Raw genomic sequence first — 19,944 nt, 5'->3', positions numbered from 1 at the left:
GGTTTTAACCAGAGGTAATTATCAATTATCCATTATCAATTATCAATTATTGAACCTTCTTGCCCCATCGCCTTGCTAGTTAAAATTTATAGCTCATTGTTTGAATTTTCTTCAGCAAGTTCTAACTACTCATAGTTAACAAATTCAAAAATTTTGTGATAGACTAATAAATTGCAGACCTTATAGGGTGGAGGTATAACCGCGCAGAATGAAACAATTGGGAACCCATCTAGTCGTTGATGCTTGGCATTCTCCCGCAGAGCTACTCAACGACCCAGAACGTATACGTGGCTCTTTAATTGATGCAATTTCAGCAGGAGGAGCAACTCTCATAGATTTATGTGTTCATCAGTTTAGTCCTCATGGGGTGACGGCAACGGCAACACTAGCAGAATCTCATATTGCCATCCACACATGGCCTGAGTTAGGTTACTTTGCAGCTGACTTATTCTTTTGTGGCCATGGAAACCCACACAAAGCTATAGAGATTCTAGAAACCGCTCTCCAAGCTAAACAAATAAAATTGACAGAGCTAAAGCGCGGTTTTGAACCTGGGATGGGAGTCCAAGATACTGCTACGAAAAATCAAAATGCTAAAAGTTTGGTGCAAATCAAGTTGAACTAGCCACTAACTACTGAAGTTGAATAGTTGGACACTCCTAAGACACATCTAGATAACTCTTAAAAATGTTTGAAAGTTTCCTACAACCTATAGAAAACAATAACTAACCCGCTCAAAATCAACTTAATTTTTAATCGTAGGTCACGACAAGAAAGGTGATTGAGAGATCCATTAACCTTAAATTTTGGTAAAAATAATGGAATATGGAATATAGTTGCAAAATTTTCTAGATTTATATCAACTTTGGTGCTGGCCAAATACATGATTTTCTTTAGCGTTGCATATTTGCGGGATAAATTATAGTTTTGGAGAAAGAGGAAGTATAAAGATGAGATTTACCTTTTCTGCCAAAATTCATCCCTTGGTTGTGGTGCATTGAAATTATTTAGCTATTCCGTTGAGAAGACTACCCATCCCTTGATTTAGCAACGCCAAAAAACTTTCTACTTTTTATGTCTTTAGTTTTCCCCTCTTCCCTCCTAACTCCTAACTCCTAACTCCTAAGCCTTAAATATCATACACATATTCAGCAACGCCATTTTTTTTAATTAGTGGTTTGGGTTTCGTCTATCCCTAAGATGAAGGGTAGTCAGTTTTAATCCCCTGTTGTTATAGCTATATAATATTTAACTTTACCAAATTATGTTTTAGGTCCGTTTGATCCTCACATTTCATGTATTTAGTAAAGCTGAACAGAGTTCTATCGCTGATTTAAAATTGGCCTCACTACCCAATAACCAGCACCAAATGCAGTAATTACAATCAGACAAACAGCAACTACTAACCAAATTCTATTCAGGTTAGATACTTGTGTAGAACTGGAAAATCTACTGTAGCGACTTTTGTCTGATTCTTCTGTAAATAGATGTTCTGGAAAATCTGGATCTGTTGGTTTAGGATCGGTAAATGGTAGAGAAGGAGAAGAGGATGATATTTCAGGAGCATCGACCTTAAAGTTAGAACTTAAATAATTAGAACTAATAGTATTGGTAGACTGAGAGTCAGGAAAAGAAGGTATTTGTGGTTGTGCTACCTGGGTTACTGACTGGGCAGCATTTAAAGCTTCTTGTAACTGCATTGCGGAGTTAATAACCTTTTCAATTTCTATTCTCAGTTTTTGATTTTGCTGCATTAACTGTTCATTATGGACTTTTAGGGATTCCAACTTGATTTGAGCTGCTTGTAGTTCAGCAGTAGCTTCTCTATATAAAGAAATAGGTACAGATGGAGAATAGTTATTTTCTGATAATGGTCCATTTTTACCAGATGTGCTGATATTTTGCATTATGTTACTATCTAATATTAATTTGATGGATGTTTTTTAATAATTATGGCTGATAATTAGTGCAATTAGACCAATTAAAACATAAATTCGTCAAGTGACAATCAAAAAAATATTTGCTTAGATAAATTGAATCTCTAAATAGTTGGATTTTGTTTGATTAATATATTATGAATAACTCTGAAAATAGTGATGCACTATCTCAAGATGGAAATATGCAAGAACTTAAATATGGAGAACGGAATATATTAGAGGGAGAGTTAATTACTTTTCCAAATCCTCGTATCGGACGACGTTATGAGATAAATATCAGTTTACCAGAGTTTACTTGTAAATGTCCTTTTTCCGGTTATCCAGATTTTGCCACAATCTACATAAAATATGTTCCCAATGAACGAGTGGTAGAGTTGAAAGCTATAAAATTGTATATAAATAGTTATCGCGATCGCTACATTTCCCATGAGGAATCAGTGAATCAAATTTTAGATGACTTTGTAGCAGCTTGCGATCCTTTAGAAGTCAAAATTAAAGGTGATTTTTTTCCACGGGGAAATGTTCATACGACTATCGAAGTTGAACACCATAAAGCAAACTAGAGTTAAGGACTGAGGTGTCAGATGTGGGAGAAAGAGAAAGACGCGATCAAGGTTGTGAGCATCACAGGCGATCGTGTTCTCCCTCTAGTGTAATTTTAGCTGAATCACCAAGGGTGTCGGTCGTTAAAAAATTTAGATGCTTTGGATCTGGTTAGTGGTTGCTGTGATTGACTTATCTTTTGACTTAACTCTAGTTTGCTTTTTAACAAACCCTAGAATATTTCCATAAATTTGCTTCTGAGAACCTATAGCGTGATCGCGACCGACCTGACTCTTTACCTCCATTCCGCAAAAAATTATCCTCAAACAAAATATAAATCTTGTATTATTTATAGCCTAGAAGTTAATTCTGAAAATTTAACTAAAAAAATCTGATAATCTTCTGAAGTTCCAAGGATTAATAACTAATTTTAATATCCACAAAAATAATACTTGTTACCTATTAGTAAACCTCTAGAAATATGTAATTTATAAAGTGATAAAGTTATCAACTATCATGTAGAAATTCTAAATAATTAGTGAATAGTAATCGACTTAAAACTCAGGTATAGTCTGAATATTTCTGGAGACATTTTACAAATTAGATAAGATTGTTATATATTAAAATTAAAAGTTTTTCAATCTAAGCAAAATGAAACAAAAATCCCTAAAAATTATCTTAGGAGCAATCCTGACCAGCGTATTAATAATTTTCACTTCCTGCCAACAAGCACCAACTTCTCAAACAGTTACTATTCGTACTGCCAATAGTACCTGGATACAAGAATTATTTCAAACTTATATTGTCAATATAGGTTTAGAAAAATTAGGCTACAACGTAGAAAAACCAAAACAAATCGAATATCCTCCCATCTATATTTCTATTGCCAATGGAGATTTAGACTATAGCAGCGTTTATTATGACCCACAACACCAAGAATATTTTGATAATTCTGGTGGTAAAGAAAAGTTAGAGACAGTTGGAATATTAACTCCTAACGGAATACAAAGATATGAAATTGACAAAAAAACAGCCGATAAATATAAAATTACTAACATTGAACAATTAAAAGATCCAAAAATAGCCAAACTTTTTGACTCTGATGGAGATGGGAAAGCAAATTTAGTTGGTTGTAATCCTGGTTGGTCTTGTGAATTAGTCATAAACCATCATATTAAAGCTTATGGATTAGAAGATACAGTAGAACATAATCAAGGACAATATGAAATTCTTCTAGCAGATGCCATGACTCGCTACAAACAAGGACAACCTATTATTTATTATGCTTATAATCCCCACTGGATATCTACAGTTTTAAAACGAAATAAAGATGTAGTTTGGTTAGAAGTTCCTTTTACATCTTTACCAGAATCTATGGGGAATTTGACTGAAAAAGACACATCAGTAGACGGCAAAAATTTTGGCTTTCCCATACTTCAACAACGTATAGTAGCTAATAAAAAATTCCTAGAAGCTAACCCCGTTGCTAAAAAGTGGTTTGAATTAGTTCAAATTCCAATAGAAGATATGAATGCAGAAAGTTTACGCATTAAAGAGGGTGAAGACAAAGAAGAAGATATTTTGCGTCATGCTCAAGAGTGGGTGGAAAATAATCAGGAAAAATATGATAGTTGGTTAGAAACTGCTAGACAAGCATCTAATTAATTACATAATTTTTGCAGTTTTGGAGGTTATTTCAGTTATCAGTTATCAGTGATCAGTACCTTCTATTAAACCATTGGGATTGAAATAATAAACTGTTATTTTTTCATTCCCTATCCAAGAGGAGGCTTTAGACCTCCTAGTTTTGGTAAAAAAAATTGCGGATTTTAGGGAGTAGGGAAAAAGTAAAATAGATGAATATTAAGCTTTACCTTCTTTCCCTAAAAAGTGCTGTGAATATTCTCCTATTAGGATAATTTGAAAATGAGAAAAAAGCTGAGGCTGGATTGAAAATGTTTCAGTCTCAACTTAAGAGAATATTGCATATTTTGGGCGTTGCTGAGTGGTAATTATTTTTAGATTAATTATCAACGCTAAAATTATGTTTTTCAATTTTACCTTCAGCTACTTACCATTACATTTCAGCAATGCTATATTTTGAAACTGATATAGCATTGAAATTATAAGTTTAGTTTCTGGATAATTGTGAGCAATTCAAAAGTAATCTCTAATCAAGGTTTTTACTACAGAAATATTCTGCAAATACCATTTAGTAATGTCAAATATCTAAATGTGTATTTCTATAGTCGTTCAAGTGAAGAAAATATCTGAAATGAAAGCCAAATTATTCAGAAGTGCTATGTAATATTCAAGCACTGAAAAAATCTAGATTTTTCGGGATTAAAATAAATCATTAATAAAAATATGATAGTTGGTTACAAACTGCTATAAAAACTGCTAATAACAAATTTATTATAGGGTAATTATCTAAATATTAAAATCTCGAACAGGTAAATATTTTAATTTTTTTGAATATATTCTTACTTTCATCAGATTTAGTATAATTAGGTATGAATTTTAAATCTAGTATTTTACAAGTTAGGTTAATTATGTAAAATTGAATCAAAAAATATCAGGAAATTCTGAATATGTAATAGTTGATAAATTAATTATTAATGAATTTCTATAATATCTCTGACCAAATATTTACCTGTGGCTAAAAAGAATCTATAAATCTGTCACTTATTAAATTGTCAACTGCTATCTATTAATTTTTTTCAATCAAACTCAAATGAAACAAAAATCCCTAAAAATTATCTTAGGAGCAATCCTGACCAGCGTATTAATAATTTTCACTTCCTGCCAACAAGCACCAACTTCTCAAACAGTTACTATTCGTACTGCCAATAGTACCTGGATACAAGAATTATTTCAAACTTATATTGTCAATATAGGTTTAGAAAAATTAGGCTACAACGTAGAAAAACCAAAACAAATCGAATATCCTCCCATCTATATTTCTATTGCCAATGGAGATTTAGACTATAGCAGCGTTTATTATGACCCACAACACCAAGAATATTTTGATAATTCTGGTGGTAAAGAAAAGTTAGAGACAGTTGGAATATTAACTCCTAACGGAATACAAAGATATGAAATTGACAAAAAAACAGCCGATAAATATAAAATTACTAACATTGAACAATTAAAAGATCCAAAAATAGCCAAACTTTTTGACTCTGATGGAGATGGGAAAGCAAATTTAGTTGGTTGTAATCCTGGTTGGTCTTGTGAATTAGTCATAAACCATCATATTAAAGCTTATGGACTAGAAGATACAGTAGAACAGAATCAAGGACAATATGAAACTCTCCTAAAAGATGCAATAAGTCGCTACAAGCAGGGAAAACCAATTCTTTATTTGGCCTATAATCCTCACTGGATATCTGAAGTTTTAAAACCAGAAAAAGATATAGTTTGGTTAGAAGTTCCTTTTACCTCCTTACCAAAATCTATGGGAAATTTGACTGAAAAAGATACATCAATAGATGGAAAAAACTTTGGCTTTCAGATAAGTCAACAGCGTATTGTAGCTAATAAAAAATTCCTAAAAGCTAATCCAGTTGCTAGAAAGTGGTTTGAATTAGTGCAAATTCCAGTAGCAGATATGAGTGCTGAATATTTACGCATTAAACAGGGAGAATACCAAGAAAAAGATATTTTGCGTCATGCCAAAGAGTGGGTGGAAAATAATCAGGAAAAATATGATACTTGGTTAGAAATTTCTAGACAAGCTGCTATTAAAACTGAATAGAATTTAAGTCAAATAGTATTTGCGTATAGTAAACAAAAACTATAACGTTTGATATTGAATTTTAAAGCTCAAAAAAGTGTCAGTTATAAAATTTCAATATTTGTCTATCCCTAGGAATTATAATTTAGGCAGAAACACTAGATATAGTAACCAAAAACTATAACGTTATATATATGTAGTGTTTCAACGGCAAAATTCCCAAATTTTTATAACTTAACTAAAATTTCAGACTGACTTTATACCCATATAATCAGAATTGAGACAAAAGCACTAGATATAGTAACCAAAAACTATAACGTTATATATATGTAGTGTTTTTAACTTTAAATCCCCTAATTATGATAATCTAAACTAAAATTTAATATACATCTATACTCTGTAAAAATATATAAAACTAAAACCACATAATAAACAGCCAATGTCCAGCTCAGAATCTAATCATTCTCCAGAACAACCAGAAAAAATCCATTTACCTCGTACTAGCGAGTCAGAAACTCTCAAAAAAATTCGTCATACCACATCCCATGTCATGGCAATGGCTGTACAAAAGCTATTTCCCAAAGCCCAGGTAACAATCGGTCCCTGGATTGAAAATGGCTTTTACTACGACTTTGATACCCCAGAATCATTTACAGAAGCTGACCTAAAGGCCATCAAAAAAGAGATGGTCAAAATTATTAAACGGGATTTACCCGTAATTAGAGAAGAAGTCAGCAGGGAAGAAGCTAAAACTAGAATAGAAGCAATTAAAGAACCTTACAAATTAGAAATTCTCCAAGATTTAGAAGAACCAATAACCATTTATCATCTTGGCGAAGAATGGTGGGATTTATGTGCTGGCCCTCATATTGAAAGTACAAAACAACTTAACCCCAAAGCAATTGATTTAGAAACTGTTGCTGGTGCTTATTGGCGTGGAGATGAAACCAAAGCTCAATTACAACGTATCTATGGTACTGCTTGGGAAACTCCAGAACAACTAACCGAATATAAAAGACGTAAGGAAGAAGCTCTCAAAAGAAACCATCGTAAACTAGGTAAAGAATTAGGACTATTTATGTTTTCCGACCTTGTTGGACCGGGATTACCTATCTGGACTCCCAAAGGTACAATGTTAAAGAATTCACTGAAAGACTTTCTCCAACAAGAACAACTGAAACGAGGTTATTTACCTGTAGATACTCCCCATATTGCCAGAATAGATTTATTCAAAACTTCGGGACATTGGCAAAAGTATAAAGAGGATATGTTCCCGATGATGGCTGAGGATGAACAAGCAGCAGCTATAGAACAGGGTTTTGTTTTAAAACCAATGAACTGTCCTTTCCATATCCAAATCTATAAAAATGAATTACGTTCTTATCGGGAGTTACCAATACGACTTGCCGAGTTTGGCACTGTTTACCGCCATGAAAAGTCAGGGGAATTAGGTGGTTTAACACGAGTCCGGGGTTTCACTCAAGATGATTCTCATTTGTTTGTGACACCCGAACAACTTGAAGCCGAGTTTCTTAGTGTGGTAGACTTAACTTTATTTGTGTTTAAAAATCTACAACTAAAGAATTTTAAGGCTAGATTAAGTTTCCGTGACCCTGACTCAGATAAGTATATTGGCTCTGATGAGGCTTGGGAAAAAGCTGAAGGTGCGATTCGTCAAGCTGTGGAAAAAATGGGTATGGATCATTTTGAGGGTATTGGTGAAGCTGCATTTTATGGCCCAAAATTAGATTTTATTTTCCAGGATGCTTTGGAGCGAGAATGGCAGTTGGGTACTGTACAGGTTGACTATAATTTGCCCGAACGATTTGATTTAGAATATGTAGCAGAAGATGGAACCAGAAAACGTCCGGTAATGATTCATCGGGCACCCTTCGGTTCCCTCGAAAGGTTAATTGGTATTTTAATTGAGGAGTATGCAGGAGATTTTCCTCTGTGGTTAGCTCCTACCCAGGCTAAACTTTTACCAGTTAATTCAGAATTTTTGCCTTTTGCTCAAGAGGTTGCCGAAAAGATGCGTCAAGTAGGTATTCGTGCTGAGGCGGATATAAGTAATGAACGTTTAGGTAAATTGATTCGGAATGCTGAGAAAGCTAAAATTCCTGTAATGGCTGTTGTGGGTGCTAAGGAAGTTGAGTCTAATAGTCTGAGTATTCGGACTCGTAGTGCTGGTGAATTGGGAAGTATACCTGTGGTAGAAGCAATTCAGAAAATGACAGAGGCGATCGGCAACTATGAAAATTTCTAGTATGGCTACGCGGAAGTCAGAAGTCAGAAGTCAGAAGTCAGAAGTTTTGATTGGTAAGGCTTTGAGTATTTTGTCACTGGTAACATATTTCTGACATCCTACACTAGGTTTCTCTTGACAAAATACCTAAATCTTCAGTTTTGGGGATTGCCCAACTTATGCTTAAACCGTAAAGTTTGGAGGAGGTTATTTAAGTTTGCCTTCTACCTCCTCTTCAAGAGTTGCGCTTTTTCATGTCGCGCAGCTAAACAGAGGAACTGCGTTAACAGTTTGCTATGCACACGAAAAGCCTCTTGAGTCCTAACTATGTTTTTCATGTCCCGTAGCTAAACAGTAAAGACTGCTAAAGCCACAGGCTTGAAATACTGAAGTTCATTTTTTTATTCCCTTAAAATTAAAAGAGGAGGCTTAAGACCTGATTTTTTGATCAAGCTCTAAACATCTATAATACCAATTCTCATGCATTATTGCTATACTTGGGCGATACTTCAGTTATTAACTAATCAGCACAATCATAATCATTTTTTTGCTAATTTTAGCTAGTTTAATGTTAATTATTCTTATGTTTGCTTCTCCCGTACGGACGTTGCGTGCAACGTCCCTAAACTCCCCTACTCTGAAATAGATAAAGTTTTTGAGAAATGGTATAACTAGGGCTTGCTGATTAAATCTCAAAGCATTTACCGATAAAGGTTTTAGGCTTTTTAGGTCTGAAATACTTTGGTTTTCAGCTATTCATGCTCAAAAAGGAACGCATTTGTGGCGCATAGTTGGGCAAAAAAATTACTCCCCTACTCCCCTACTCCCGAAAAAAGACTTTTGAGCGCAAACCCTAACTATTGACCAAAACCAGGAGGTCTCAACCCGACCCTTTTAAGGGGATGAAATTAATATTCAATTCAGTATTTCAAACCTCGGGCTTTAGCTGGAAGTACTGATAACTGATAACTGAAATGACCTGCCTCTCGATAAATTCAAAATTGAGACTCAGTCTATTTATTTGATCTATTTTTTGATAAGCTCTTGATAGTATATAAAACTTTTGACCTGAGAATGGTTAGTTGGCCATTAACTAATGATGACCAATTATCAATTATCCCTTTCAATACTGCCAAATCATATTTGACAGTCATCTGTAGAAGGTAAAACTTTTATGTGAATGAATACCTCTAAGTAGTCTTTCACCAGTTATACATAAATTAACAGATATAATTGAGTAATAAATAAACAACTATAAGTAATTATACCAATAGTTGAAAGCTCAAACTATAGTATTCTCTTTCAAAAGTTCAATCAGATTGTTATATTATTAATAGGTATATTACCTATTTTATTATCTAGAGCCAAGGTCGGCGATAATCTGAACTATTTTTTTTGCGAAAGGCGCTGGAACATGAAACCATCTAATTTAAAGGAACTATATGAAACCTACTGGTTTCAAAATAACAAAATTACGAATAAAAATGATTAATACCTTTAAGGTTCCTCTGGGAAGAGGTGTGTTTTTCGCTTTTTTATGTCTAGAAAGCGCGAAAATGCAAAACACCAGATGTCGCTGTCCAGTGGCTCATGTACACCTAGGAACAGTGACTTAATAATATGAACTTTATGAGTACCGCTAAGAAAAAAGTAGAATCTCTATTAAACAAATTGCCAGATAATTGCTCCCTTGAAGATGTTCAATATCATTTATATGTAATTGAAAAAGTTCTTCATGGTTTAGAAGTAGCTGATAAAGAAAGAAAAATTACACAAGAAGAAGCTGAAGGGCTTTTGAGTAAATGGGTTATAAAGTAGTTTGGTCTTCTAAGGCTATAGATGATGTGGATGCGATCGCTTCCTACATAGCGCGTGACTCTGTTTCCTATGCTGCGGCAGTAGTCCACAGGATAATTAATGTCACTAAAAATTTGGTTAATAATCCTTTAGGGGGAGAAGTAGTCAAAGAGTTTGGGGATGATAGTTATCGACAAGATTATGCTTATAGTTATCGAGTCCTTTATAAGGTTAAAGGTGAGGTAGTGACGGTTGCTGCGGTTATTCATGGAAAAAGGTTATTAGATTTGTAGGTAAGGGCGATCAGGCTCCAATCGAATATCAGCTCAGAACCGAGTTTCAATAGAAGCTCGGTTTTCTAGTTAAGAAGGAAGAAGGAAAAAGGAAGAAGGAAGAAGGAAGAAGGTGGAAGGTGGAATTTAATAATTAATAATTAACAATTAATAAGGCGTTGCATATTTGGGGGATGATAATTAAATTTGCATCAGCTGAAAATTTTGATTTATAAGGCTAAATTGTAGGATACATCTCAAAATCATCCCTTGATAATGCAACGCCATTAATAATTACTTCTTCTTGAAAATCAGAGGATGGGTTAAAAGGGAAATTTTTTTCTTCTCTTGGTTGATTGGATATGGCGTTAACGAAGTGGCTCTGCAAGAGCGGGAGACCTCGCCATCCCTCAACCGCTTTTTTTTTATCCTTTAAAGGAGAGGCTTTAAACCCTTATTTTTCGGTAATAAGGTGGAAGTAATACCAGTTTGAAAAAAGAATGCTACAAAAAGGTAGATGTTAATCAGATATGCTGAAAAATAGCTGCTCCCATTCATTTTAGATAGTTATCTCTATTATTTATCCCTTTTTTTGAATGTTTACTTCTTCTTACTTGACAGCGCTTTTCAAGTTGATAAACCACATCTTCACAATCAAAACCTCGTAGGGACGTTCCATGGAACGTCCCTACTTTGGTCTACTGAAATGAAAACCGCTGTAATAGGATTCAGATAATACCAAAACTCATAAGGTACCGATCTATAGACTCATGTACTTTCCTTCTTACTTCTTCCTTCTTACTTCTTCCTTTAATCAGATAATATCAAAATTCATAAGGTATGGATCTATAGACTCATGTACTTTCCTTCTTACTTCTTCCTTCTTCCTTCTTACTTCTTCCTTCTTACTTCTTCCTTTAATGCGAGATAATATACTGCTTCATCACAGGTAAAATAGCAAATAAATTATCTTGTTTTGTTACTAAACAACGTCTTTTTAATGATTGTATTGCTTTCCATAAGTCTGAGTGGGAAAGTGGAAAGTCTGGAGGAATATTAGAAATATCTACTGCTGTTTCTTGACTTGCTATCCAGAATATTACTTGTTTTTCCAATTCCGACAAACACTGAAAAATTCTCTCTAATATCGGTTCTAAATCTCCTAAATATAGATTTTTACAAGATAAAAATTGAGCGACATTTCTATCACATAAATCTTCTACTGCATCGGCAATAATGTTTAACCATAAAGGATTTCCAGCATAGAGGTTAATTAAGTCTAACCATTTATCTTCATCTGTTAAATTTTTACCTTCTAAAATCGCTGTTGCTGACTTTTTTAAACCATCAAGTTTTAAAGTCTGACAATGATTATTGCCTGATGTTATTTTTGGTTGTTCTTGACTGAGGAGTAATAAACAACTTTGGTGGGATGATGTGGCTATTTGTTGAAAAAATTTACCATAATTTTCATGTTCTTCCAGATAAGTACCTGCTAATTTTCTACTAGCAAATATTTCTTGTAAATTATCAAAAATCAGTAAACAACGATGTTTACGGAGGTAATCTATTAATTGATTGTTGATGGTTTGAGAATTGGAAATTTTTTCTGGTTTTTGAGAGGGAGAATCTGTTTGAGATAAGAATTGAATAATGTTTGTTTGTAGAGATTCACAAGAGGGGTAGTTATCAATATTGCGCCAGATTATATAATCAAATTTATCTTTTATTTGTTGAATTAATTCTACAGTAAGTGTACTTTTGCCAATCCCAGTTAATCCTAATATGGTAATGATGCGAGTGTGGTTTTCTATCCATTGTTTGAGGGTGGTAAGTTGAGTGTCGCGATTGCTTTGCAACGCTTCGCGAACGCACAGGCAATATAAATCAGGAGCTTCAGATAAATCATACTTATTTTCTGGGTTAGTGTAGTTTTTATTTTGGTCGGTGGGAGTGGGAAAAGATTTGTTTTTAGGGGTGGGAGATTCTCTGTTTTCTCGACAGATATTTATATGATTATTGTTAACATTTACCCAGTCATTAGCTGTATTTGAAATATTTGAAAAGTGGAAATTTTCTAATATGGAACGAGCATTAGATTTTTTGATATTTTTTCCTAGTACATCTGACAGAAGTTTCCATAATTTTGTACCTACCTGTTTGATATGGTCGGGATGACGTTGACAATCATTAGCTATTTGAGGGTATTTTTTACCATTTAAAGTACCTTTTAATATTTCCTTTTGTAGAGAATCTAAATGTTGTTTCGTGTAGGTAAATACCAAGTTGTCTGTTAATTGTACTAAGGTATCAATATCCATAGCTATAGGTAGACTGGTAGTTTGGTTTTGCACCCTATCACTTTATCACACTTTTTCTCACAAGGAAAATCAAATCACACTTTTTGACACTAAATTATTTTGAAAAAAAATTAATTTTTACCACTAATTCACATTTTTAAAAGTGGGCAAAATAGAGATATCTGTGACTTAATAGAAGATATAGAAATCAAATATTTAGGAATAGAAAATTCCGGAACTAAAGATTTAGGTTTTGTAGTTGATTCAAAGCATTAAACATAGGAACTATGCAATGATTTGGAACCCGTTTTCTAAAGACTCTTCTGAAGGAAGTAAACAAATAACTCCCTATGAAGAAAAACGAATATTAGCTCAGTTTAAGGAATGGATGCCACGAATTCAGGTATTGCCAGAACTTCAGCCACAACTCAAGTATGATGCAATTATCAAGTATTTCGACAGCGATTGCCCACCAAATTCTACTGTTACAAAGGGAGCAATTATTTGTCAAAAACGTCCTAAAGGACAACTTTTAGGACTTATGTTTTTGGATGAAAATAACAGGTTTGTTTGTCGTCCTGATGGAACTCCTTATGGTCGTCAATTATTAGGAGAAAAGCTAGATAAAAAACTGAACAACAATTTCCGCAGTCGAGACTTGATTATTGTAGAACTTAAATCTCAAAAATCTGGTGTAGCTCAGTTTCATCAGGAGGTTGTTTCTCAATTCAGTGAATGGTTACAAGACTTCCTGAAGATGGCAGAAGTCATACCAGTTATGACCTATGAAGATGCCATCCAGTATTTTATTACAAGTCGGCCATCAGACCCAAGAGTTTAAAAGGGAGGCATCCTACGTCAACCTCATCCCCAAGGTCAATTCTTGGCACAGATGTTTTTAGACAACAACGATCAGATTGTTCATCGTCCTGATGGAAAACCTTATGGTCGCTATCTAGTGGCAAAGCAATTAGATGAAGAGCTACAAGATACTTTTGGCAAACAAGACCTAATTATTGTGGAGTAAAAAAGATGGTAGAACCAATTACAACCCTTTTAATCGGCAAATGGATTTTAACTCATTTAGGCGTTCATGGAGCTAGTGCTGCAACTGCAACTGCCGTAGGTACTGCCGCTGCAATTACAGCTGTTGGCGCTCTTATATACATCAGTTACGTTACTTTGGATACTCTTGTAAACTGGTTTCGGGCGCGTACCTCTATTGCTACGAAACCGGGAAACGTTCCTGCTAGTATTAAAATGCAGCTAAAATCTGGGGAAAATGCCCTTGTGCAGGGGGTTTTCAAGGAAAATACTGGTGATGTTGTAGAGGCTCGAACTATTAAATATGATAGCCTTCAGTCAAAAGTAAGAGAACTTCATAGTGATGGTCGGATAGTAGTTTACGAGTAGAATTAGAAACCTTTATTAGATTTGGTGGGAAATGAACACATCTCAAAAGCTACTTATTCAGGGAATTCCTGATACTGTACCTGAACCTTTAGCTGCTGTTTGTCGCTCTAGACTTTTAAGCGCAGTTAACAAACTACTTGATGAAACTGGTATTGAGAATATTCAGGTAATTGTTGGAACTCCACTTGATTCTTCATCAAGTACATTTGAAAAAAACAATTCGCAAAACGGACAAAATTATACCGAGAAAAAATCAGACCGCGACTTATCTCCAGAAGAACGTGCTAAAAGGTACAAAGCTCAAAAACCCCTATTTACTTTCGAGCAGTTAGTCATCCCTGAAAAAGTCAGAGAAGACCTCCTCTTAGCTGTTGACTTAATTCGCTTAGAGTCTAAAGTTTTCGACGAGTGGGGTTTGCGTAAAATTGAACCCTTTCCTCGTACAGCACTAAACTTTCATGGTAAACCAGGAACAGGAAAAACTCTCGCAGCACACGCCATAGCTTCTAAAATCAACCGTCCGATTTTAGTTGCTAGCTATGCTCAAATTGAGAGTATGTACCACGGTGAAGGCCCCAAAAACGTCGAGGCAATTTTTCTGGCAGCAGAACAACAAAATGCTCTGTTATTTATAGATGAAGCTGACTCCTTACTTTCCAAACGACTCACCAATGTCACCCAAGGATCGGAGCAAGCTATTAACTCTATGCGGAGTCAGTTACTTATTTGCTTAGAAAGATTTCGCGGAGTAGTCATGTTTTCCACAAATCTTGTAGAAAATTATGACAAAGCATTTGAGACACGGGTGAGAAACATAAATTTCCCCATGCCAGATGAAACTTGTCGCTGCGAAATTTGGAACAGACACCTTGTCGAAGAGCTACCTAAAGCAGAAGATGTCTCCCCAGAAAAACTAGCTCAAGTTGAAGATGTTTGTGGAAGAGATATCAAAAATGCTGTTATAGATGCAGCTATGAGAGCAGCACGTCAAGGAAAAGAAGAAGTCGCACTCAGCGAACTACTGGAGTCTATCAACTCCATTAAAAAAGCGCGAGTTAACGTTACTCCAGAATCAAGACCTTTAACTCCAGAAGAAAAAGAGGAGGCAGAGAAAAAAATCAAAGAGGCTTTAGCCAAGAAAAAGCAGGAAGCTACATCCTGATATAGAAAACGTCAAGCATTCGGAGACTATATTTTTCTCTGAATGCTTCACTTTCTCATCTGCTAATATCATGTTCGGATAATCAGTTATAATAAAATTTAAGGACTGACAGTACCGACAGTACCAAAGAAATACTCAAATTATCTTGTCTTTTCTCCTGACTCCTGTACGGGCGATTTCCGTGCCGGAATGCTCCGCAAACGCGAATCGCCCCTACGACTCCTGACTCCTCACAACAGTTATTTATAAGTATTCAACCGAACATGATATAACTCTTAAACAAGAGCCTTCCCGCAAGCGGTGCTGAAAATTTGTAGAATAGGCATCCTGCCTGTCGGAAAATATGGAAAATATCAGGAACGGGCAAGATGCCCATTCCACAAAACTATTAGAATTATCCCGCATTTATACAACGCCCTCCAAAAATCAAAAGTAAAATCAATTATTTCTACCTATTCCCTATTCCCTCTTTTCTCCGAACCCAAAACTTTAACTGCCGCTCCATCATTCAACCTTTGTATACCCGAAACAATCAAATTATCCCCAGACTGCAAACCAGACAACACCTCAGCCATATCTCCCTTAACCAAACCCAACTTAATTATCTGACGCCTTGCCTTCTGTTCTTCCCCTTCTCCCTCCAACAAATAAACAAACCTTGTCTCCCCTTCAAAACCCACTGCCGTCATTGGCACTACTAAAGCTTGACGCTCCTCCCAAATCACATTAACTTCCACAAATTGACCATCCTTTAAATTTCCAGCCCTATTATCCACATCTACTTTAACCAAAACAGTTTGAGAATCACTAACAGTAGGAGAAATAAAACTAACCCTCCCAACTCCCAAAACCTTACCTTCCGGACTCCTAATCTCCACAGGTAAACCCAATCGCAAATCTCCGCGTCGCTCCAACGGAATTGGTAAATTTACATCTAATACCTGATTTTCCGTCACACTCGTCATAGTGTCACCATCATTAACAAAATCTCCTATCTTGACAATCATATCCCCAATTACACCAGCAAAAGGAGCTACAACTACCGTATTCTCTAACTCAGCTTGCCAACTCTCTACCTCCGCTAATGCTGCTGCTACCTCCGCCTCTGCTCTAGCAATTTCTTCCGGGCGAGTACCATTTTGTAACTCCTCCAAATTACTACGAGCCTCGGCCACCTCCGCCTGTGCCCTAGCAATTTCTTCTGGGCGAGTACCATTTTGCAACTCCTCTAAATTACTACGAGCCTCAGCTACCTCCGCCTGTGCCCTAGCAATTTCTTCCGGGCGAGTACCATTTTCCAGCCTTCTCAAAATCTGCCGTTGTTGTTCCAATGCTGCTTCTAATGTTTGAATCGTAGACTCTCGATTTCTTTCCAACTGAGTCACCCGTCTTTTTGCTTCCTCTACCCTTGCCTGAGCAGCTCTCTCCTCTTGAAAAATTTCCTGAAAAGTTAACTCAGCGATCGCTCCTTCTGCTCTTAACTTTTCGTTTCGCCTAACTTGTTCACTAGCTAATTCCAATTCTGCTTGTTGTACCTCTATTTGCGCTTCTGCTTGAGCAATTTCTTCTAAAAGACTACCCGATCTAGCATTTTCTAATCGTACTTCTGCCTCTTGTACTTCTGCTTTAGCTTGAGCAATCTCTTCATCACGAGTACCTGCTCGAAGTTCAGCCAAAGTTGCCTGAGATTGTTGGAGACGCGCTCTAGCTGCTGCAATTTGTTCTGGTCTTGCTCCTCTTCTCAGTTCAGCCAAAGTTGCCTGAGATTGCTGAAGACGCGCTTTAGCTGCAGCAATTTGTTCTGTTCTTGCACCTCTTCTCAGTTGTGCTAAACCTGCTTCACTTTGCTGGAGGTTAGCTTGAGCTACTCTTAAATTAGCTTCCACATTATCACTTTTAAGTTTAGCGATCGCCTGCCCCTCAGAGACAAAAGTTCCCTCCTGTACTAAGATTTCTACTACTCTACCATCTATTTCTGGTTTGATTTTGACAGAGCGTTTTGCTTCCATAGTTCCCACAAATTCTGAGGTTTCTTGGAGGGAGGTAATTTTTATTGGTATTGCTTTAACCAAGATACTTCGTCGTCTACCTGGAGTTGGTGTTGATGGCTGCTTTGGTGTTTCATTGTTATGAGATTGCCACCATTGTCCTCCCAGAAATCCTACTCCCAGAGTAGTAATAATTACTATTGGCCACAGGAGGTTAGTAAATTTTTTATTGTGAGGCTGAGGCCACTGAGAATTTGTTTTTTTTTCTTGATATAGTTTTCTATTATTATCTTTTTTTATGGTATCTTCCAAATATTTAGTTTTGTCTTGAATTTTAGTTTCAGTTAATTTCATGTTTGACATAGTTTAAAATTTTTTATTGATTTTTTAGAACCTAATTAACGGTAATATATAGCAATCAGGAATGAGATGTGAGAATTTTTATGATAGTTAGTTTGAGCTGAAAACCTTAAAAATTCTGACTCCTGTACGGGCGATTTCCGTGCCGGAATGCTCCGCAAACGCGAATCGCCCCTACGGCTCCTGACTCCTAAGTACCACCAAAATCTTACAACTTAAATATGATTGCTATATTTGTCTATCGTATGTAAACTCCAATTTTTTGATAACTGTAGGTATTAGAGAGTGAATGCACAAGTAAATATTAAGAGGGCTAGAGTATCTAATGTTTGGTGGGTGGGGTGCCCAGAGTTAAATTTTGGTTTCGGTTCATAATTATTGCCACCTAATATCATGTTCGTTTGAATACTTATAAATTATTAGGAAGGAGTCAGTCCTCACGAGGGAAAGAGTAAATTTAGAAGCAAGAAAATTTATTATAACTAATTATCCGAATATCATATAACCCACCCTACGCCTGCATTTAATATTCCTTTGAAAAACAGTCTCTTAAGTATTAAAAATCAACAGCATATTTTTTCAGATGAATATATACAAAAGACCTCCGACAAAAGTAAAATTCAAAAATTTTTTCGTACATTTTTCTCAAAAATATCTTAAGTAGTTGTGCTTTTATGAATTTCCTAGTTGAGAGAGGGAATAGGGTACAGAAAACAGGATCAAAAAGGATGTGTCATTAATTAGTGCTTATGAACTTACCTATTTCTTATTCCCGACTTGTGCAAAAAGTCTAAGCAATTATCTTAAAATTATTATCTGAGATTAAGATTAGTTTTATCAAAAACCCAGGTTAATTAAACAACAGTCAGCTTTAATCTAAGAAGGTTCAGACATTCTTAAGTTGATTTAATTAAAGAAGGGAAAGATAAGCTTTCAGCGATCGCTAATTTATCAAAAAATCCTTAACTGAACCCCATTTAGTTTTAACCTTTAGAGATAAACAGAAAGATAGGTTTTAGCTTGGTGTCAAAATCTTCCCCAAAGAATATTACTTTATATTTAGAACAAGTAATAGACATATTTATTTTAGATCGATAAATTTTTTTGCGACTAAATAAAAATATATGACTGTAAATTAGTTTATAAACATAGCCTGAAAATTTTACTACTTTTTTTATCTAAAATCTAAAAACCCCAACGTTATAGTTATGAGTGTCTTATATGTAAGTACAACAGAAGCAGCATTTCTACTCAATATTTCTACAGGTAGATTACGATTCCTATTGAATCAAAAGCGAGTTATAGGAGCGAAAAAAGTTGGCAGACTTTGGAAGATGCCCCTCAACCATCGGGGAATGCCAGAAATTATACCTGGTCGTCGTGGTCCTGAAGGAACTTGGAATAAATTTCAAAGAGAAGCTAAAACTATTATTCATGTCCTGCGAAAGACTATAGATTACAACAGAGATAATGGAACTGCTTATCCAGCAGTTGCGGTGAAAGTGGGGGGTAGAAAGGATTATTGCCATGCTCTGAAAATTAAAGGCGATTGCCAAATCGTCTATCAACCTCATCAACCCAATAGAAGTCAAGCCGGAGGTGCCCGTTTGTGGATTGAAGTAGAACCAGAAAATATAGTAGAGCGGGTATATTTTTCAGATGGAGATTATGGTCCGCCTCCAGAAGTAGTTCAGCAAAGAGCGAGATTCAAGAATAAAAAATCAAAAGTTAAAAAGAGAAAGCCGAAAAAGAAAGGTAATAAGAAAAGAAATTAAGTAATTTATATAAATAGTTAGTTTGAGAAGGAAGATTTTTGAGCAGAGTCTATGTTCTGTTCTATTTTCTGCTGTCTAGTTTGGGCTGCTTATAAATCAAGACCAGGCCATAAAGTAATCTTGCAACCAATTTTCTCTAAATCATCCTTTAGTTTCAACTCAGAAATACCAGGAATTGACATAAATATTCTTACTCCAAAATGAGCTTGACGCACCTCTTATCCTGGATTTAACTCTTGAGATTTTTTCTGCTTTTTGCCATTTGAAAGCTTATTAAATTCACATCTTTTATTAGTGCAAGTTAGATTATTTATGTGATTTTTAATCAAATTTCCACATAACTCACATTGTAGAATCATACCATTAACGGGACTTTAGTGAAAAAATAGTAAAAAAAAGGGTATAATATATATCTG

17 protein-coding genes are annotated in these 19,944 nt (G+C 35.3%); 12 read left to right on the top strand and 5 right to left on the bottom strand.

Features of this window, described 5'->3' with window-relative positions; genetic code table 11:
- Positions 1 to 208 precede the first annotated feature (208 nt).
- Complete coding sequence (speD, locus tag ACP6PK_RS10730) at positions 209 to 625, top strand: adenosylmethionine decarboxylase (protein ID WP_094670859.1); 417 nt, start codon at positions 209 to 211, stop codon at positions 623 to 625.
- Positions 626 to 1,322: 697 nt separating this feature from the next.
- Here the strand turns inward: speD and ACP6PK_RS10725 are convergent.
- Complete coding sequence (locus ACP6PK_RS10725) at positions 1,323 to 1,907, bottom strand: hypothetical protein (protein WP_426559597.1); 585 nt, start codon at positions 1,905 to 1,907, stop codon at positions 1,323 to 1,325.
- Between the two features lie 167 nt (positions 1,908 to 2,074).
- Here ACP6PK_RS10725 and queF point away from each other — a divergent pair, with 167 nt between their 5' ends.
- The 6 genes from queF (at position 2,075) to ACP6PK_RS10695 (ending at position 10,551) form a co-directional block, all read left to right on the top strand.
- Positions 2,075 to 2,500, top strand: coding sequence for a preQ(1) synthase (queF, locus tag ACP6PK_RS10720; RefSeq protein WP_426559596.1), 426 nt, complete (start codon positions 2,075 to 2,077; stop codon positions 2,498 to 2,500).
- Positions 2,501 to 3,131: 631 nt separating this feature from the next.
- Positions 3,132 to 4,145, top strand: coding sequence for a glycine betaine/L-proline ABC transporter substrate-binding protein ProX (proX, locus tag ACP6PK_RS10715; protein WP_426559595.1), 1,014 nt, complete (start codon positions 3,132 to 3,134; stop codon positions 4,143 to 4,145).
- Between the two features lie 1,069 nt (positions 4,146 to 5,214).
- Positions 5,215 to 6,237, top strand: a complete 1,023-nt coding sequence (gene proX / locus ACP6PK_RS10710; protein ID WP_426559594.1) for a glycine betaine/L-proline ABC transporter substrate-binding protein ProX — start codon at positions 5,215 to 5,217, stop codon at positions 6,235 to 6,237.
- Between the two features lie 418 nt (positions 6,238 to 6,655).
- Positions 6,656 to 8,482 (top strand): threonine--tRNA ligase, encoded by a 1,827-nt coding sequence (gene thrS, locus ACP6PK_RS10705; protein WP_426559593.1) that lies wholly within the window; start codon positions 6,656 to 6,658, stop codon positions 8,480 to 8,482.
- A 1,608-nt stretch (positions 8,483 to 10,090) separates the two neighbouring features.
- Complete coding sequence (locus ACP6PK_RS10700) at positions 10,091 to 10,279, top strand: hypothetical protein (protein ID WP_094675389.1); 189 nt, start codon at positions 10,091 to 10,093, stop codon at positions 10,277 to 10,279.
- The gene (locus ACP6PK_RS10695; protein WP_094675379.1) at positions 10,264 to 10,551 is read left to right on the top strand and encodes a type II toxin-antitoxin system RelE/ParE family toxin; all 288 of its coding nucleotides are present in this window, start codon (positions 10,264 to 10,266) and stop codon (positions 10,549 to 10,551) included. The genes ACP6PK_RS10700 and ACP6PK_RS10695 overlap by 16 nt, the downstream gene beginning before the upstream one ends.
- Before the next feature lie 217 nt (positions 10,552 to 10,768).
- Here the strand turns inward: ACP6PK_RS10695 and ACP6PK_RS10690 are convergent, their stop codons facing one another.
- Together ACP6PK_RS10690 and ACP6PK_RS10685 are read right to left on the bottom strand one after the other, a co-directional pair.
- Positions 10,769 to 10,918, bottom strand: a complete 150-nt coding sequence (locus tag ACP6PK_RS10690) for a hypothetical protein (RefSeq protein ID WP_426559592.1) — start codon at positions 10,916 to 10,918, stop codon at positions 10,769 to 10,771.
- A 529-nt stretch (positions 10,919 to 11,447) separates the two neighbouring features.
- Positions 11,448 to 12,884: a helix-turn-helix domain-containing protein gene (locus tag ACP6PK_RS10685; protein WP_426559591.1), complete on the bottom strand. Its 1,437-nt coding sequence runs from the start codon at positions 12,882 to 12,884 to the stop codon at positions 11,448 to 11,450.
- A gap of 238 nt (positions 12,885 to 13,122) precedes the next feature.
- On the opposite strand from ACP6PK_RS10685, the gene ACP6PK_RS10680 reads away from it, so the two are divergent.
- The 4 genes from ACP6PK_RS10680 to ACP6PK_RS10665 are packed head-to-tail and all read left to right on the top strand — an operon-like array spanning position 13,123 to position 15,405.
- Complete coding sequence (locus tag ACP6PK_RS10680) at positions 13,123 to 13,671, top strand: hypothetical protein (RefSeq protein ID WP_426559590.1); 549 nt, start codon at positions 13,123 to 13,125, stop codon at positions 13,669 to 13,671.
- Positions 13,672 to 13,713: 42 nt separating this feature from the next.
- Positions 13,714 to 13,857 (top strand): hypothetical protein, encoded by a 144-nt coding sequence (locus ACP6PK_RS10675; RefSeq protein WP_426559589.1) that lies wholly within the window; start codon positions 13,714 to 13,716, stop codon positions 13,855 to 13,857.
- 5 nt (positions 13,858 to 13,862) lie between these two features.
- Entirely contained in the window at positions 13,863 to 14,243 is a 381-nt protein-coding gene (locus ACP6PK_RS10670; RefSeq protein WP_426559588.1) for a hypothetical protein, read from the top strand.
- A 31-nt stretch (positions 14,244 to 14,274) separates the two neighbouring features.
- The gene (locus tag ACP6PK_RS10665; RefSeq protein WP_426559587.1) at positions 14,275 to 15,405 is read left to right on the top strand and encodes an ATP-binding protein; all 1,131 of its coding nucleotides are present in this window, start codon (positions 14,275 to 14,277) and stop codon (positions 15,403 to 15,405) included.
- Between the two features lie 452 nt (positions 15,406 to 15,857).
- On the opposite strand, the gene ACP6PK_RS10660 is transcribed toward ACP6PK_RS10665, so the two are convergent.
- Entirely contained in the window at positions 15,858 to 17,756 is a 1,899-nt protein-coding gene (locus ACP6PK_RS10660) for an efflux RND transporter periplasmic adaptor subunit (RefSeq protein WP_426559586.1), read from the bottom strand.
- A gap of 1,205 nt (positions 17,757 to 18,961) precedes the next feature.
- Here ACP6PK_RS10660 and ACP6PK_RS10655 point away from each other — a divergent pair.
- The gene (locus ACP6PK_RS10655; protein ID WP_426559585.1) at positions 18,962 to 19,528 is read left to right on the top strand and encodes a hypothetical protein; all 567 of its coding nucleotides are present in this window, start codon (positions 18,962 to 18,964) and stop codon (positions 19,526 to 19,528) included.
- An 89-nt stretch (positions 19,529 to 19,617) separates the two neighbouring features.
- On the opposite strand, the gene ACP6PK_RS10650 is transcribed toward ACP6PK_RS10655, so the two are convergent.
- Positions 19,618 to 19,743: a hypothetical protein gene (locus ACP6PK_RS10650; RefSeq protein WP_426559584.1), complete on the bottom strand. Its 126-nt coding sequence runs from the start codon at positions 19,741 to 19,743 to the stop codon at positions 19,618 to 19,620.
- Positions 19,744 to 19,944 lie beyond the last annotated feature (201 nt).

This window comes from Dapis hubbardiae BLCC-M172 (assembly GCF_050016015.1).
Classification (GTDB): Bacteria; Cyanobacteriota; Cyanobacteriia; order Cyanobacteriales; family Microcoleaceae; genus Trichodesmium.
The sequence above is the reverse complement of the archived record's forward strand: the minus strand, read 5'-3'. Positions and strand labels throughout refer to the sequence as shown.